Source organism: Hyphococcus sp. D3-15 (genome assembly GCF_055809375.1).
In genome coordinates this window covers 1,100,941-1,116,848 of the sequence record NZ_CM147910.1, presented here as the reverse complement: position 1 = coordinate 1,116,848, position 15,908 = coordinate 1,100,941, and the positions used below count along the sequence as shown (strand labels likewise).

Sequence of the window (15,908 nt, the reverse complement as noted above, 5' to 3'; positions counted from 1 at the left end):
GCCTCGCCATCGCGAGTCACGCAGACGCTCCATCAACGGCGTTTTCATCGAGAGCCATGCGCAACCACGCCCGCGCCGCATTCCATTGCCGGTTGACTGATCGGGCGGAGAGATTCGTAGCCTGCGCAGTTTCTTCAACCGTAAGCCCAGCAAAATAACGCAGCTTCACGATCTCCGCCATTGCTGCATCGCGATCTTCAAGTTGATCAAGCGCTGCCGAAACAGCAATAAGCTCGCTTCCATCATCAGAGAACACAGCAATGTCGTCCTCCAGGGTGACTCGCACCATGTCACCACCGCGCTTTTGCCGGTTCTTGCTACGGGCATAGTCGATCAAAATACGGCGCATCGCTTCCGCCGCGGAGGCGAAAAAGTACCGGCGGTTCGCCCATGGCACTTCATTTCCCTCGGTCAAACGCAGGAAAGCCTCGTGAACCAGGGCGGTAGGTTGCAGCGTATGACCTGCCCTCTCCTGCAACATTCTGCTGCGCGCCATGAGGAGAAGTTCTTGATAGACGGCCGGAAAAAGTTCGTCGGCGGCCTTCGTTTCACCGGCCTCTATCGATTCAAGAACCAAGGTTATCGGAGACTTTTCCGACATCCGGCATTTCCCCAATTGCCTTCAAAAACCGCGCTATTAATTGATTAAAATCTCGCCATTAGCAAGCGCGCGATTTACCCGGCGCAATCTGCGGCGAATCGAATGGCGCTTCTGGCGTAAGGGAATAAGGCCAAAATCATGTATGAAGACCGAAGCTTAGAGCCGTGACCTTTGGACGGCGCGGCACACGCCGCGCCGCCGGTCAAATTCAGTTGATTTCAGGAAAACACGCGGCGCCGATGCTTTTCAACTCATCGGAGGCTTCACTTTCCCAATCCGTGACGGCGAGATATTCATCCGCCTGCTCATCTGAAATGTTTTCGACGAAACAAACGCACTGCGCTTCGGGGTCAGGCGACCCCAGCGGCGTTACATCGGCGATGCATTTGTCCATGACGTCGTCAGCAAAAGCGCCTGTCGAAAACAATAACGCGCCTGCCGTAATCAGTAATGCCTTTTTCATTGATGTCACTCCCTGCTCTGATTTCATAAAATTGTTTTGAAGCCGGCGCTTCGCGCCACAAAATGCCTGCAGCCGAAACACCGATGGCTTCTGGTACGCTACTGCGATCTCGACAACCCGGTCGTAACTCGCGCGCCGAAACCGGAATCTTCAACTCAACAGCCGTCATTCATTGCGTGCGCCGACCGCAACGCATGACAATCAGTGTAAAAATTATTTTCGGTTCATAATCCCTTCTATAAACTCCGCCAAAACTGCATTATAACTTTCTGCATTGCAGAGATTGCAGACATGCCCGGCATTTTCGATTGTCACCCCTCTGGCATAGGGCGCGCCATAGGCGATTGCATCGGCGACAAGTCGTCGCCATGGCGCTTCCTGATCGCCAGTCACGACCAGTGTCGATAAAGGAATCTTCTGCAATTCATGCGCTCCGATCCCCAGTTGCCGCGAGGACAGCGCCAGCAGGTCACGCCCCTCATAGGATTGCAGCATTTCATCAACGAGCACGGAGGCGTTTGCGTTCGGCGTATGCATGAGCGGATGGGCGCGCCAAAGCCGGCGCATCTCATCCATCTTCCCGCCCGCCGCCAATGCGCGATACTTTTCGATCGGGATTGTTTCCGCCGGTTTCGCCGCCGGCAAAAAGCCATCAAGCTGCGGCCCCTGAAGCACTAGCGCCCTGGCGCGCGCTGGATGCCGAACCGCAAACTCCAGCGCTACGCGGCAAGCCTGCGACATGCCCACAAGAATGCAGGACCGAGCAGCCAGCGTATCCAATACCGCAATGACGTCATCCGGCTCGCTATCCAGCCCAGGCGGCGCAGTCGAACCGCCAAATCCACGCCTGTCCATCGCGATAACCGAGAACCGCGAAGACAGAGCCTCCATTTGCGGCGCCCACATGCGCCGATCAAATGTCCATCCATGCAGAAACAACACGAGCGGTCGCGGATCGTCAGGCGCAACGCGCCGAAACTCAATTTCCAGATCGCCGCCTGCGACAGGAACCTTGACAATTTGCGCCGGTGCAACGGACATTCAGGTCACGCAAGCAATGTGAAAGCAAGACGCATGCGCGCTTGCTAGCGATAGTCATTATTGTTTGAGTGGTCGCCCTCAAGCCAGCGCTTCAGCTCCGTATGCGCCCTCGACCGCCATTCCTCGGTGCGGTCCGTGGCGTGCGGATTGTCCAGAACGAACTCAACAATCATGCCGTTCGGATCGACGATATAGACGGACCGGCAATAGCCATGTTCAAGCACATAGGTGTCCGGCTCTTTATATCCCGCCGCCGCGATGCGCTCTTCAATCGCTTGCTGTGCCTTTGCATCCACATGCAGGGCCACATGGTGAAATGGCGAAGGCGGCATTTTTGGCCCGAACAAATCCTGATCTCCGGGATCAGCGAACTGGAAAAACGCCAGCGCGCTATCGTCGCCCAGCGCGAAAAAGCAATGGATGTAAGTGCGCTCTGCGCCGAAAAGCAGATCTTTTTCACACCAGGTAGCGACAAGCGGCAGGCCAATAACATCTTCATAGAACTTGCGCGTCGCTTCCATGTCCCGGGTCACATAAGCGGTGTGATGCAACCGGTTCGGCAGAGATCCCTTCGCCATTATCTTGCTTCTCCATCAAATGCGGGTTTCGCTTGCAAGCGCCCGAACGGTTATTTCGACAGGCGCGCAGCGATTTCCGCCACATGCCGCCCCTGAAACTTTGCGCCCTCTAATTCATTAGCGCTCGGCATACGCGATCCGTCCGCCCCGGCGATGGTGCTTGCGCCATAAGGCGTGCCGCCGCTCACTTCGCTCATGATTGAAGCCCCGTCCCATGTATAGGGCAAGCCGACAATCACCATGCCGTGGTGCAATAGCGTTGTGTGAAAGGACGTAATCGTCGTTTCCTGACCGCCATGCTGGCTCGCTGTCGAGGTGAAGACGCTGCCCACCTTTCCGACCAATGCACGCGACGCCCAAAGCCCGCCAGTCTGGTCAAGGAAGTTGCGCATCTGCGCCGCCATATTGCCGAAGCGCGTGGGCGTTCCGAAAATCACCGCATCGTAATTCGCCAATTCGGCCGGCTCTGCGATGGGCGCTTCCTGATCAAGCTTTACGCCGGATTTCGCGGCGATATCGTCGGGCACAAGTTCCGGCGTGCGTTTAACGTCAACCGTCACCCCAGATACCGATGCCGCGCCCTCGGCGACAGCACGCGCCATCACCTCCACATGACCGTAGCTCGAATAGTACAACACCAATAGTTTCGTCACCAATTTCTCCTCGTTCGGCTGCACATAGCCGCCTCATCAGAATCGCACAGTCAGATCAACGCCCCACCGCATGGGTTGCGCCTTAAAGAGAAACCCGCCGGGCGAATATTCCGTATTGTATTCTTCATCGAAAAGGTTTTTCGACCAGAACATCAAAGACCATTGATCGCTTTGCACGCCCGCGCGCAAATTAACCAGATCAACCGGTTCACGCGCAACCGGGAAAGCGTCAAGCGCCAGTTCCGGCGCCGTAAACGGGATTGTGAATGTCGTGTCGCCGAGCCGGTTGTAATCGACGCGAACCAGCGCTTCGATATCGGATGTCAGGGGCGCGGTATATTCGGCGCCGACATTTACCGTGTATTTCGACACAAGCGGCGCCTTGGCGCCGATCGCAACGGGATCGGGGAAGTCCGTGATTTCACTATCCGTATAACCGAATCCGGCATTGAACATGAAATTATCCGTCACTTGAGCATTAAATTCCAAGTCGAAACCCTTGTATTCGACCTCGTCGATATTGCCGAGATTTTGTGTTGAGTTCGCGGCGATAAAGACAAAGAAATATGTGCCCTCGGCCTTGGTGAAGTATCCACTGCCATTGAGACTGGCCCTGCCGTCTAGAAAGGTGGATTTAAAGCCTGCTTCGTAAGTGTTCGCTGTCTCCTGATCGAAGAGGTCGCCAACATTGAAAAAGCCGCTCGCCGCAGCCAGTCCGCCCACCCCTGTCTGGTTGAAACCGCCGCTGCGGAAGCCCCGGCTGTAACTTGCAAACAGATTTAGATTGTCGCTGGCCGTATAGCGCAGAACCGCTTGCGGCTGCCAGTCATCCCATGTGTTCTCACGCACCACGCCGTTTCCGCATGTCGCGCTTGGCATGCAAGGTAGAAAACCGGTAGGCGTCAGCGTCGTGTTCTCGCGCTTGTCATGGTCATAGCGAACATTCAGCGACAGCTCGAGCGCATCTGAAATGTCGTAGGAAGTGTTCAGATAAACCGCCCAGGCGAACTGATCTTGCGCATCCGCAAGGAAGGTAAGCTGCGGGTGATCCGGGTCAGTGCTCGGCGTGCGGTAAACCGGAATGACGCCGGCGCCGGTATCGATCTGGTTGCCGGTCGAAATATACCGGTCGGTGGCGTAAATCTGACCGCCGACAATATACCGGAAGCGGTTTTCTGCTGGCGAGGTGAAGCGTATTTCCTGTGTGAATGTATCGACGTCCAGAAACTGGGTCTGACTGAAGTTGAAGCCGACCCGGTTAGTCGGAAACGGCCCGAAAGGATCGAACGGATATCCATCGCCTGTCAGCAGCTCTTCGACGCTGTTGTATCCCGTAATCGACGTGATCGTACCGGCCGATGTTTCATAGGCGAGCTTGAGCGACGCGTCATAAATATCGCGCTCGTTCACGCCTGAGTTGTTCAGGTCAATTGGACGGCCGGTATAGTTCGGATTGTTAAAGTTCGGATCGGAGAAATCCGGAATTACATAGTAGAGCGCCCGCGTATCAAGAATATCAGCGGAAAGCCGCAAATCGGCTGTAAAGTTTTCCGTCGGTTCGTAGAGGAATGATACTCGCGCATTCAAATTCTCCACCGGATCGACATTCTCTTCGGCGGATGCATCGACAGTATTGACGTTGGTCAGGTGGCCTTCCGTGTCGAAATACGAAACGGCGCCGCGCATGTAAAAATTGTCAGCGAGCGGCACGTTGACTGCGCCCTGAATTTTGTAACCGGGGCCCGATTCATATCCAGCGGTTATTCGCCCTTCGAACTCGTCGCTTGGTTTTTTCGTCGTGATGACAATCGCGCCGCCAATAGCGTTGCGCCCATAGAGCGCGCCTTGCGGTCCTTTGAGCACCTCGATCTGTTCAATATCAAATAGCGCCTGATTGAATTGCGCCGGCTGCGTCATCGGCACGCCGTCCACAACGATTGCCGCCGAAGGTTCGCTGTTGCGCGCTTGAGAAATGCCGCGAATGACGAGGAAGCTGGTCCCGGCGTTCTGCGTTTCGACGAAGGTGACGTTCGGCACCTGTTCGATGAAATCTGCGGGCCGTTCGATGCCGCGATTTGCAATTGCGCCTGCGTTGAGGACCGTGACCTGCGCCGGCACGTCCTGAATAGATTCGTCGCGCCGGCGTGCGGTTACGACAATTCTGTCATTCGCCGATGCGCGATCCGCGCCTTCATCCGCGCCCTGCGCAAATGCGAATGCCGGCATCATCACAGCCGCAATGGCTGAAGCCTGAAGCAATCCACGCCGATATTTCGATGCAATGCCCATCCCAAATTCTCCCTAACGTCTCGTGGTCCGCCGGACGGTTTTCCGCCTCTTCAAGCCATCGATTCATGGGCCGCATGGTAAAACTTCGTAAATCGAAGTCAAGTTCGATATACGAAGTTTGCACAAGCGCGCCCCGGCGAAAATTCGCCATTTGACGGCAAAAAGGATGGATGCACGCGGACTTAGACGCCGCCGAGCGAGTGAGAAATATAGGGGTGCCGCGACAACGCGATCTGAATTTCCGCGGCGGCGCGTTGCAGCGCCGGCACATGGGCGCTGATCAGTTCATCTACGGAAATGCGCGTCGTTGATGTGGAGCAGTTGATCGCCGCGACGATCCGTCGGTCGCGATCAAATACCGGCGTTGAAACGGAAACAATGCCATAGTCGAGCTCATCCAGCGCCGAAGCGAAACCGTTTGCGCGCACCTCCGCAAACATCTCGCGCAACGCAGAAGGCTCCGTGATGGTCCTCTCTGTAAAACGTGTAAGCGTCGCCGTGTTGAAATAGGTGTCTATCGCCTCCTCGCCCTGAAAAGCCAGCAACACTTTGCCAAGCGAGGTTGCATGCGCCGGAAAGCGTGTTCCGACATTTGCGCTCAACCGGATCGGCCGCAAGGTCGACACATGCGCCACATAGAGAATGTCATGGCCCGAAAGCACCGCCATAGACGAACTGTCGCCGGTTTCGTCGCGAACCTTTTGCAAGGACGGCAGCGCGACCGTTTCGAGATTCATCGAAGACATGTAAGACCAGCCAAAGGCCAGCACCTCTGGCCGCAGCAAAAACTTGCGGCCATGCTTCGCCACATAGCCCAGCTTGACCAACGTGTTCAGGCATCGCCTGGCCACTGCCGGACTAAGCTCCGTCACCGCTGCGACTTCGCTAAGCTGCATCTCAGGCCGGTTTTGATCGAAGGCACGCAGCACGGACAAGCCGCGTTCTAGCGTGGAAAGATATTCCGGTTCTTTGTCGGCGTTTTTAGCCCTGGCCATTCTCGGCGCCTCAACAGTCTGCGCCGTAGCCTGGTCTGCATCGGCGGGACCGCAAACTAGCATTGCCCGCCCGCCGCTGGCTACTCCGCTGCGTCGCGCGCGGTCTTGCGGCCAAGAATCTCGCCATTGTGTTCGCCCAATGTAGGCGGCGCGCGCAGATCAAGCGAATGTTCGCCGTCGAATGAAAGCGGCGACCGGATCGTGCGGAATTCGCCCATAGTCTCATGCGCCGCCTTGACCTCAAGCTGCAGATGTTTGGCCTGCTCGCTATCCAGCACATCCTGCGGCTGGCGCAGGGGAGAGTGCGGAACTTCCAATTCTGAGAGCCGTGCGCACCATTCATCCAGCGCGCGGGTCTTGAAAATCGGCGCAAGAAACGCCGCTACGGTTTCATAGTTTTCGATCCGCGCCAGACGATCGGCGAATTCCGGCTGCTTGAGCATGTCCGGCTTGCCCACCGCATTCGCGAGGTTTTCCCAGAATTTCGGCGGAGACGACATATGCAGCGCGAGCCACCGACCATCGCCGCACTCAAACACATAGGATTGCGAGACATGCGGCCGACTATACGGGCCCATGGTTTCGCCCGCCGAAAGATAGTGGGTGAAGTCATCTAGATTGAAGTGGCACATCGCTTCGAACATAGAGGTCTCGACCAGACGCCCCTTGCCGGTGCTGGCGCGCTCGGTAAGCGCGGCGAGCACGCCCAATGCAGCGTAAAACCCGGTCACCGCGTCGGCGATCGCAGGACCGACGACACGCGGATGTTCCGGGTTGACGAGCAATCTCAAAAAGCCGCTGGCGGCCTGCGCCACGCTGTCGAAGGCTGGCCGCTCCTTATCCGGGCCGTCCGGACCAAAACCGGAAATCGAACAATAGACGAGCTTGTCATTGATCTTGCGAAGACGCTCATGATCGACATGCAACCGCCCGGCAACGCCGGGACGAAAATTCTGAATGAACACATCCGCATCGGCGACAAGACGATCAAGCGCAGCGAGGTCATCCGCGTCTTTGGTGTTTAGCGTGATGCTGCGTTTGTTGCGGTTGTAGGTCTGAAAATGCGGACTGTAGAGTTCGCCCTTGAACGCCCTGAACGGATCACCGGTTCCAGGTTGTTCGATCTTGATGACATTGGCGCCCAAATCCGCGAGCAGCATGCCGGCGGCCGGTCCGGTAATGAACGTGCCCATCTCAAGCACGGTAATGTCGCTGAGCACTTTAGCCATAAAGCGGTTCCTCAAGCATTGAAGGACGCCTCTCCGTTTCTCAGCGTTCGCAGCCAAAATCTGCGCGCTTTATCAGGGGCGGCCTCGTAAAATACGGCATTTTTCTTGACATTCCTATAGAAAATTCGAATAACGAAGACAAGTTCGGAATGCGAAATTTCTATTGATTGCCGACGCCGCATGGCGGCGCGGCGCAAATATGCGATTTCACCTGAGGGGCGATTGCCCGGCTCAGATGAAAGGACCAACATTATGCGCATCGGAAAACAAGATAATCCCTACAGCGCGATTTCCACCTCAGACTCAGAACGGATTGTCGTCCGGGGGCGCGATCTTTGTGACGATATTATCGGCAAAGTCGATTTCACCAGCTATTTCTGGCTGCTGGTCACCGGACAGGAACCGAGCGCCACGCAAAAGAAATTCGCCGACTCTGTTCTAGCCGCTATCGCCGAACACGGACTGGTCCCAAGCGTTGTCGCCGCGCGCATGACCTACGCCGCAGCGCCGGAAGCCTTTCAGGGCGCTGTTGCGGCGGGCCTGCTTGGCTGCGGATCTGTCGTATTGGGCAGCGCGGAAATCGCAGGACGTTTACTCGCCGAAGTAGTTGCCGACGGTGACGATATCGACGCTGCGGCGTTGCGCGCAGTAAAACGCCTGCGCGAAACAAAAACGCCAGTGCCTGGCTTTGGTCACCCGCTGCATGCTGATGGCGATCCGCGCGCGCGCAAGCTTCTCGCCATGGCGCATGAAGAAAACACAGTCGGACCGCATATTCGCGCGCTCGAAGCGGTCAAGGCCGCGATCCCTGAAGTGATCGGACGTCCGCTGCCCATCAATGTGAATGGGGCAATTCCAGCCGTCATGCTGGATGTGGACTTTCCGCTCGGGGCGCTCAAAGGCATTTCCCTGCTTGCGCGCACAGCAAGCCTGATCGGGCATTTGCAAGAAGAAACAGAACGGCCCATCGGCTTTATCCTTTCTGGAAAAGCCGCTGAAGCAATCGATTATGACGGACCGGACATGAAATAAAAAAATCGAGGAGGCGTCCAATGACTCTGCTGCCAACATCACTTGTCGGCTCATATCCCCAACCGGACTGGTTGATTGACCGGGAGAAACTTGCAGGGCGTTTTCCGCCGCGGGTGCGCGTCAATGAGCTATGGCGCGTTTCTCCGCAATGGCTGGAACAGGCGCAGGACGATGCGACCATCATCGCATTGCGCGATCAGGAACGCGCAGGTCTTGATATTGTAACCGACGGCGAGATGCGCCGGGAGAGTTATTCCAATCGTTTCGCCACGGCGCTCGATGGCGTCGACCTCGATAATCATGGCGAAGCGCTGGATCGCAGCGGCCATCCCAACCCGGTGCCGCGCGTCATCGGCAAGATTAAGCGCCGCCACGCAGTGCAAGTGCGCGATGTCAAATTCCTCGCCGCCAATACCGACCGCAAAATCAAAATTACGGTGCCAGGCCCGTTCACCATGTCGCAACAGGCGCAAAACGATTTCTATGACAGCGAAGCGCAAATGGCGCTCGACTATGCCGCCGCGGTCAATGAAGAGATCAAAGACCTTTTTGAGGCCGGCGCCGATTATGTTCAGGTCGACGAACCCTACATGCAGGCGCGGCCGGAAAAGGCCCGTGAATATGGGCTCGATGCGCTTAATGCGGCGCTTGACGGCGTGACCGGCAAAACCGCTGTGCATATCTGTTTCGGCTATGCCGCGATCATTCACGAGCGCCCATCCGGTTACTCCTTTTTGCCGGAACTCTCGGATTGTTGCGTGCAGCAGGTCTCGATTGAGACAGCGCAGTCCAACCTCGACACTTCTGTGCTGGAGGAGCTGCGCGGCAAGACCGTTATTCTCGGCGTCATCGACCTTTCCACACAGGATGTCGAAACGCCGGAGATTGTCGCCGCCCGCATCCGCCGCGCCCTTCCTTATGTGGAAGCTGACAAGATCATCGTCGCGCCCGATTGCGGCATGAAATATCTGCCGCGGGATATTGCATTCGGAAAAATGAAAGCGATGGCGGAAGGGGCGGCGCTGGTCAGGGCGGAATTGTAACTGTGACCAATCCTGATTTGGCGCTCTCCCCGACAGCACCCGACAACTCGTCTGAAAAGAACTTCCGCTTCTTCGACAATCGTCAGAAATATCTGATGTTTGTGAACACATGCAGCGAAAAAGACATTGTCGCCGAGCGCGCCGGCATGGAGCTGTCTTTCCTCCAGCCCGCGCCGCCTGCAATCCGGCTGTTTGACGGCGGCATTGGCGACGGCACAGTGCTGGCGAAGCTTTTACGCGAAATGCATGGGCGCTTCCCGACCATGCCATTCTACATTTCAGGCAAAGAAATCAGCCTCGAAGACATTCGCCTGACGCTAGGAAAAATGGCGGACAGATTGTTCGAACATCCGGCTACCGTGCTGGTTTTCACCAACATGTTTTATGCGGAAGCGCCATGGCTGACCCCAAAAAACGAGTCAGCGAAAAAGTCGCTCGTCTGGAAAGAACTCGCGCTGGAAGGCAGCACGGCGCATGATTTCGACAGACAGATTTCCGGCCTTGAAAACTTCCTGACCGACAACTGGCAGGCGCGCCACAGCCCGAAGACCGGAAACCCTATTTACGAGCACCCTTCCGTGCTCGTCATTTATCGTGATGATTACCGGTTCCTGCTCAATGATGTCATTCCCAAACAGGGTGAAGCAAAAGCTGATTTCGATCTCGTACTGGCGTCGCAGCCCTATCGCTTGCGCGTTCCGGCGGCGCTGAAGGCCAGAAACGTTATCGCGCCGCTTGCGCGGGCCCTGCGCCCCAGCGGCCGGCTGCTCGGCATCCACTCCTATGGGCGCGATCCCGGCATGGAAATCATCAACCGGATTTGGCCGGACGATAATCCGTTCGAAACTGACCGGCATGACATTTTACGCGCGCTCAAGGCGGAACTTGGCGAAGAAGCCGAAGAGTTCGACTTCAACGCCTTTTCCGATGATCGCTCCATCTTCCGGTATAAAATGCACACCTTGCCGAGCGAAGTGGATTCAAGCATCGGCACGTCAACGCTTTACGCCGCATGGAATGATGCTGTTTATGTGGCTCAGATCGAAGATGACCGCCTGGAAGAAGCCCCTGCGGGCGCGGCCTATTTGCAGGCGACGCGGGACGTTTTGAGAAAGCATGGCGGCCTCTGGTTCAATGACGAATCCTATGTCGTTTCCAGAACCAAGCACGCATAAGAACCCCTTAGAGGAGAATATTTCATGGCTTCAGCCGGACGATTTCAGACGACACATGTAGGCAGCCTGCCGCGGCCGGAGAAGCTGATCGAAATCATGTTTGCACGCGAGGATGGTCTGCCGCTTGACACGCAGGCGGTCGAGTCGGAAATCGACGCGGCGGTTCGCGGGATTGTCGAGAAACAGGCGCGCGCCGGTATCGACATTGTCAATGACGGAGAAATGTCGAAGCCGAGTTATGCGACCTATATCAAGGATCGCCTCGCGGGTTTCGGCGGCGCAGGCAACTCATATGCGTTTCAGGACATTGAAGACTTTCCCGCGATCAAGGCGCGGATATTTGACGATCCGGGCCGCAAGCACCGCAAGGCGCCGGCCTGCAATGGACCGATTAGCGTCAAGGACATGGAAGCCCCGGCAAAGGATGTATCTCGCCTGAATGCGGCGGTCGCGGCGCATGCAGGGGTCAGTGCGTTTATGAGCGCCGCCTCTCCGGGCGTGACCACGCTTTTTTTCGGCAATGACTATTATGACAGCCACGAAGACTATCTATTCGCCGTCGCCGAAGGATTGCGCCACGAATACGAAACGATCGCCGCCGCCGGAATCACCTTGCAGATCGACTGCCCCGACCTCGCCATGGGCCGGCATACTCAGTATGCAGATCTAGACCTCAGCGGTTTTCGCGACCGTATGGCGCTCCATATTGAAGCGCTCAACCGCGCGGTGGTGAATATTCCAGCGGAACAGTTGCGCATGCATATGTGCTGGGGGAATTATCCCGGCCCGCATCACTGCGACGTGCCGTTCAAAGACATTATCGACCTGGTCTGGCGCGCCAAGCCTCACGCCATCCTCTTTGAAGCGGCCAATCCGCGGCATGCGCATGAATATGAACTGTTCGAAACCATCAAGCCGCCCGAAGGCAAGGTGCTTATTCCCGGCGTCATTGAGTGTCAGTCGAACTATATTGAGCATCCCGATCTCGTGGCGCAACGTATTGGCCGCTACGCCCATTTGGTAGGGCGCGACAATGTCGTGGCCGGCGTCGATTGCGGCTTTTCCATTCATGTGGGGTCGGGCGGCGTCGATCCGAGCGTTGTCTTCGCAAAGCTGGCGGCGCTTTCGGAAGGCGCCGCGATCGCCTCCAAAAAATTCTGGCCCTGACCGGCGAGATTGACCCTACCTATGGGTATTTTAACTAATACCCATGCCAATATCGGCCCATGCAGTCGCAGGCCTTGGCGCCAGTCACGTCCGGTGGAGGGATGGAACCGATTTCTTGCGCAGACAAGCGGGCGACGGAAATTTCGCGAGCTATTCCTGTCAGAGATTGTGACCAGAAAGCCGTCTCTTCTAAAGGATCGCCCGCCTATGTCTTACGCTGAAATTCACCCCAAATGGGAAACCCTGTCCGACGATTTGCTGGACGGCTACTCGCTGGAGATCACCGCAAAGGATGTCCCAGCCTTGCGCGAAGCAGCGCCCATGATCGCGCCGCAGACACCGATTGCGGTGACTTTCCTGCCCGGCGAAGAAATGGAAGCCCGCATTCAGGCGGTGAAAGCAGTGCGCGAACTGGGCTTTGAGCCGATGCCCCATGTCTCCGCCCGGCGTCTGACATCGGTTGACGTTTTTGAAGACATGATCAAGCGCGTGACGAGCGAATCCGATGTTAAACGCCTGTTCGTCATCGCCGGCGATCCGCCGACGCCGGAAGGACCGTTCGAAGATCCGCTTCAGGTCATCAAGACCGGCGTGCTCGAAAAGAACGGCATCAAGGCCATCGGCATCGCCGGCCACCCTGAGGGGCATCCGAATGTCTCAAAAGACGATCTGTGGGTGTGGATGGAAAAGAAAATCGCCGATATTCGCGAACGCGATATGTTGCCGATTATTGTGACGCAATTCGGCTTTTCGGCCGACCCTTTCCTGGAATGGCTTGAAGAAATGCGCGCGCGCGGCATCGATGCGCCGGTTCGTATTGGCGTGCCGGGCCCTGCCGGCATCAAACGTCTTCTGAGCTTTGCAGCGCGTTGCGGCGTCGGCGCCTCAGCGTCTGTAATGTCGAAATACGGCGTCTCACTTACCCAGTTGATGGGCACGGCTGGCCCCAACAAACTTGTCGGCGCCTTAAATGACGGCCTCGATTTCAAAAAGCATGGCCGTGTCCGGCTCCATTTCTATCCGTTTGGAGGGCTCTCCAAAACGCTGGAATGGATCAACGAATACGAGCAAAAGAAAAAATAGCCCGTACCGCATAGCGCCGATTAATTTTAAAGGCCAGACTTTGCATTGCAAGGTCCGGCCTTTTTAATTCCACAAATTGCCGCAGAACCAATATGCATCTCGCATTCGATCAGGCGAGCATTGTTTAACAGCATCACCAATCATGATAAGGCCTATTGCAACGTGTACTGAAGGCCGCTTATCGCGCGCAAAATTGTGTATACGGCATAGCGGCGCCGCACCGGCGCGGCACAGTTAACCAACATCGTTCATACTCAAACGGATTGCATGCCTGGCTCACCCCTCACGGGCCTGAGCGGAACCACCTATCCAGGCCCGATTCACGCGTCCTCTCGCGATTTCCAGCCAAGGCAACACGGCAGGCCACATAAGTCATGGACCGACACACAGGCCGACTTTAGGCAGGAAAGCAGAATGCGGACTCCAAGGTTTGACAAGGATCAAACATCGAAAAAGGCGGTCGGGACATACTTTCCGGCGTAAAGACTGAAGGTGCGAGACCATGGCTCATTTCCCCAACAATCCCAGCTTTACAGGCACGCTGAGCCCGGGTCGCCTTGAGTGCGACATTCGCGATCTGGAGATCGAGGGCGAGGTGCCTGCTTCGATTGACGGCCTGTTTCATCGGGTTCATCCCGACGGGCAGTTTCCGCCGAAATTCGAAGACGATCAATTCTTCAATGGCGACGGCATGGTCAGCCTTTTTCGCTTCAAAGACGGCAAGATCGACTTCAAACAACGTTACGCCCAGACCGATAAATGGCGGTTAGAACGCGCTGCAGGCAAATCCCTGTTCGGCGCCTATCGCAACCACCTGACTGATGATGAAGAGGTGAAGGGCCAGATCCGGGGCACGGCGAACACCAACGTCATGGTGCATGCGGGAAAACTTCTTGCGATGAAAGAAGACAGCCCGGCCTTGATCATGGATCCGCTAACGTTGGAAACCTTTGGCTATACGGATTTCAACGGCAGGCAGGAAAGCAAAACTTTTTGCGCGCATCCCAAGATGGACACCAAAACGGGAAACATGTGTGCATTCTCATACATGTCGAAGGGCCCTTTGACGCTCGACATGTCCTATATGGAGATCAGCCCGGAAGGCGAACTGCTGTTTGAGATTCCATTCGAGAACAAATATGTCTGCATGATGCATGATTTCGGCATCACTGAAGACTACGCCATTTTCAATGTCATGCCCTGCGTCACCAATATTGAGCGCCTCGAAAGAGGCATGCCCTATTTTGGTTTCGACCACTCAATGCCCGTCTGGCTTGGCGTCCTGCCACGCCATAGCGGCGCCACCGCCCAGGATATGCGCTGGTTCAAGGCGCCGGCGAACTGCTTCACCGGTCATGCGATGAACGCCTTCAATGACGGTTCAAAAATTCATTTCGACCTTGCAATCGCGCAAAAGAACAGCTTCCCGTTCTTCCCCGACGTCACCGGCGCACCTTTTGATCCGATCGGCGGTCTCAGCTATTTAACGCGCTGGACGGTCGACATGGAATCGAACTCCGACAGTTTTGAAAGCATTGAGCAACTTACCGATCTCGCCGACGAGTTCCCGCGCATTGACGACCGCTACAGCGCACAGGCGCATCGCCATGGCTGGATGCTGATCTTCGACAATTCGAAACCCTATGAAGGACCCGGCGGCCCATTTGTCAGCACGATTAACAGCATCGCACATATCGATCTGGCGACCGGCAAGGAAAAGACCTGGTGGCCCGGAGCGCAAAGCGGCATTCAAGAGCCTTGCTTTATTCCGAAAAGCGCCGACGCGCCTGAAGGCGACGGCTATGTCGTTGCGCTTGTCGATAACCATGTCACGAATTATTCGGACTTGTGCATCTTCGATGCACAGCATGTGGACGAAGGGCCGATCGCCCGCGCCAAGCTGCCATTCCGGCTGCGTCAGGGGCTCCACGGCAACTGGACCGACATGAAGAAACTTGAAACAGCCTGACCGATGCCGCGCAGAGCGGCATACGCGGCGTTAGCGTTTCTCTTATTTTCGCGACGGCGGCGCCGGCATCAAGCCGCGCACTTGCCTGCGCCGAAACTTCCACTCGCCGTCGATCCGGACGATTTCGTCTTCATACTCCGCCATCATCGCAATTTTCGGTAGATTACTCTCACCGGGAACGACGTAGAACGACATGCTTGTTGAAGTTGCTGCGTCGCCATTCAGCTGAATAACTTCATTGAAGAAGACGTGAAAATTGGGCTCGCCGAAGCCCAGCGCGTTGGCTGCGAAAACTGCGCTCATCCCGTCAGCAATCGCTTCCGGCCCCTGGGTCATCGCGCCTGCGCCGCCATATTCGCCATCACTGGTGAATAGCGCGCCAAAGGCTTCGAAATCACGCTCGTCGAGCGTACGCCCATAGTCCATGAGCAATTGATGTATCGCCGTTCGGTCGCGCAGTTCCTGCGCCGCATCGGGCGCCTCCTGGGCTGCCACGCAAACGGGCGCCGCAGCAAGCGCAGCGAAAGCAGATACGGCGAAAAAGGCCTTCAGAACTTTCATGCGAAGCATCCCTCTCCGAGCGCAGGCGC

15 protein-coding genes are annotated in these 15,908 nt (G+C 56.4%); 6 read left to right on the top strand and 9 right to left on the bottom strand.

The genetic code is table 11. The annotated features are described in order from the left end of the window. Positions 1-16: 16 nt before the first annotated feature. From AC0L8G_RS05715 to AC0L8G_RS05680, 8 genes are all read right to left on the bottom strand, one after another. Positions 17-601 (bottom strand): ECF-type sigma factor, encoded by a 585-nt coding sequence (locus AC0L8G_RS05715; protein ID WP_473387562.1) that lies wholly within the window; start codon positions 599-601, stop codon positions 17-19. Positions 602-809: 208 nt separating this feature from the next. After that, positions 810-1,145 carry a hypothetical protein gene (locus tag AC0L8G_RS05710; RefSeq protein WP_473387560.1) on the bottom strand — a complete coding sequence of 112 codons (336 nt, stop codon included), beginning with the start codon at positions 1,143-1,145 and terminating at the stop codon, positions 810-812. A gap of 132 nt (positions 1,146-1,277) precedes the next feature. Beyond that, positions 1,278-2,105, bottom strand: coding sequence for an alpha/beta fold hydrolase (locus tag AC0L8G_RS05705; RefSeq protein ID WP_473387558.1), 828 nt, complete (start codon positions 2,103-2,105; stop codon positions 1,278-1,280). Positions 2,106-2,149: 44 nt separating this feature from the next. After that, on the bottom strand, positions 2,150-2,683 hold the full coding sequence (locus AC0L8G_RS05700; protein WP_473387556.1) for a VOC family protein: 534 nt from the start codon (positions 2,681-2,683) through the stop codon (positions 2,150-2,152). Positions 2,684-2,733: 50 nt separating this feature from the next. Continuing rightward, positions 2,734-3,336 carry an NAD(P)H:quinone oxidoreductase gene (gene wrbA / locus AC0L8G_RS05695; protein WP_473387554.1) on the bottom strand — a complete coding sequence of 201 codons (603 nt, stop codon included), beginning with the start codon at positions 3,334-3,336 and terminating at the stop codon, positions 2,734-2,736. Between the two features lie 36 nt (positions 3,337-3,372). Then, on the bottom strand, positions 3,373-5,625 hold the full coding sequence (locus AC0L8G_RS05690) for a TonB-dependent receptor (RefSeq protein ID WP_473387551.1): 2,253 nt from the start codon (positions 5,623-5,625) through the stop codon (positions 3,373-3,375). Between the two features lie 182 nt (positions 5,626-5,807). After that, positions 5,808-6,620 carry an IclR family transcriptional regulator domain-containing protein gene (locus AC0L8G_RS05685; protein WP_473387549.1) on the bottom strand — a complete coding sequence of 271 codons (813 nt, stop codon included), beginning with the start codon at positions 6,618-6,620 and terminating at the stop codon, positions 5,808-5,810. Positions 6,621-6,700: 80 nt separating this feature from the next. Then, positions 6,701-7,849, bottom strand: a complete 1,149-nt coding sequence (locus AC0L8G_RS05680) for a CaiB/BaiF CoA transferase family protein (RefSeq protein ID WP_473387547.1) — start codon at positions 7,847-7,849, stop codon at positions 6,701-6,703. A 252-nt stretch (positions 7,850-8,101) separates the two neighbouring features. Between AC0L8G_RS05680 and AC0L8G_RS05675 the strand changes: the two genes are divergently transcribed. From AC0L8G_RS05675 to AC0L8G_RS05650, 6 genes are all read left to right on the top strand, one after another. Beyond that, a complete protein-coding gene (locus AC0L8G_RS05675) occupies positions 8,102-8,881 on the top strand; it encodes a citryl-CoA lyase (RefSeq protein ID WP_473387545.1) in 780 nt (259 codons plus the stop codon). Between the two features lie 20 nt (positions 8,882-8,901). Then, positions 8,902-9,924 (top strand): uroporphyrinogen decarboxylase family protein, encoded by a 1,023-nt coding sequence (locus tag AC0L8G_RS05670; RefSeq protein WP_473387544.1) that lies wholly within the window; start codon positions 8,902-8,904, stop codon positions 9,922-9,924. A gap of 2 nt (positions 9,925-9,926) precedes the next feature. Continuing rightward, on the top strand, positions 9,927-11,099 hold the full coding sequence (locus tag AC0L8G_RS05665; protein ID WP_473387542.1) for a hypothetical protein: 1,173 nt from the start codon (positions 9,927-9,929) through the stop codon (positions 11,097-11,099). Positions 11,100-11,123: 24 nt separating this feature from the next. Then, a complete protein-coding gene (locus AC0L8G_RS05660) occupies positions 11,124-12,266 on the top strand; it encodes a cobalamin-independent methionine synthase II family protein (RefSeq protein WP_473387540.1) in 1,143 nt (380 codons plus the stop codon). Between the two features lie 207 nt (positions 12,267-12,473). Then, positions 12,474-13,349, top strand: coding sequence for a methylenetetrahydrofolate reductase (locus tag AC0L8G_RS05655; protein WP_473387538.1), 876 nt, complete (start codon positions 12,474-12,476; stop codon positions 13,347-13,349). Positions 13,350-13,851: 502 nt separating this feature from the next. Then, positions 13,852-15,318 carry a carotenoid oxygenase family protein gene (locus AC0L8G_RS05650; RefSeq protein WP_473387536.1) on the top strand — a complete coding sequence of 489 codons (1,467 nt, stop codon included), beginning with the start codon at positions 13,852-13,854 and terminating at the stop codon, positions 15,316-15,318. Between the two features lie 42 nt (positions 15,319-15,360). Here the strand turns inward: AC0L8G_RS05650 and AC0L8G_RS05645 are convergent, their stop codons facing one another. Next, positions 15,361-15,879, bottom strand: coding sequence for a nuclear transport factor 2 family protein (locus AC0L8G_RS05645; RefSeq protein WP_473387534.1), 519 nt, complete (start codon positions 15,877-15,879; stop codon positions 15,361-15,363). Positions 15,880-15,908 lie beyond the last annotated feature (29 nt).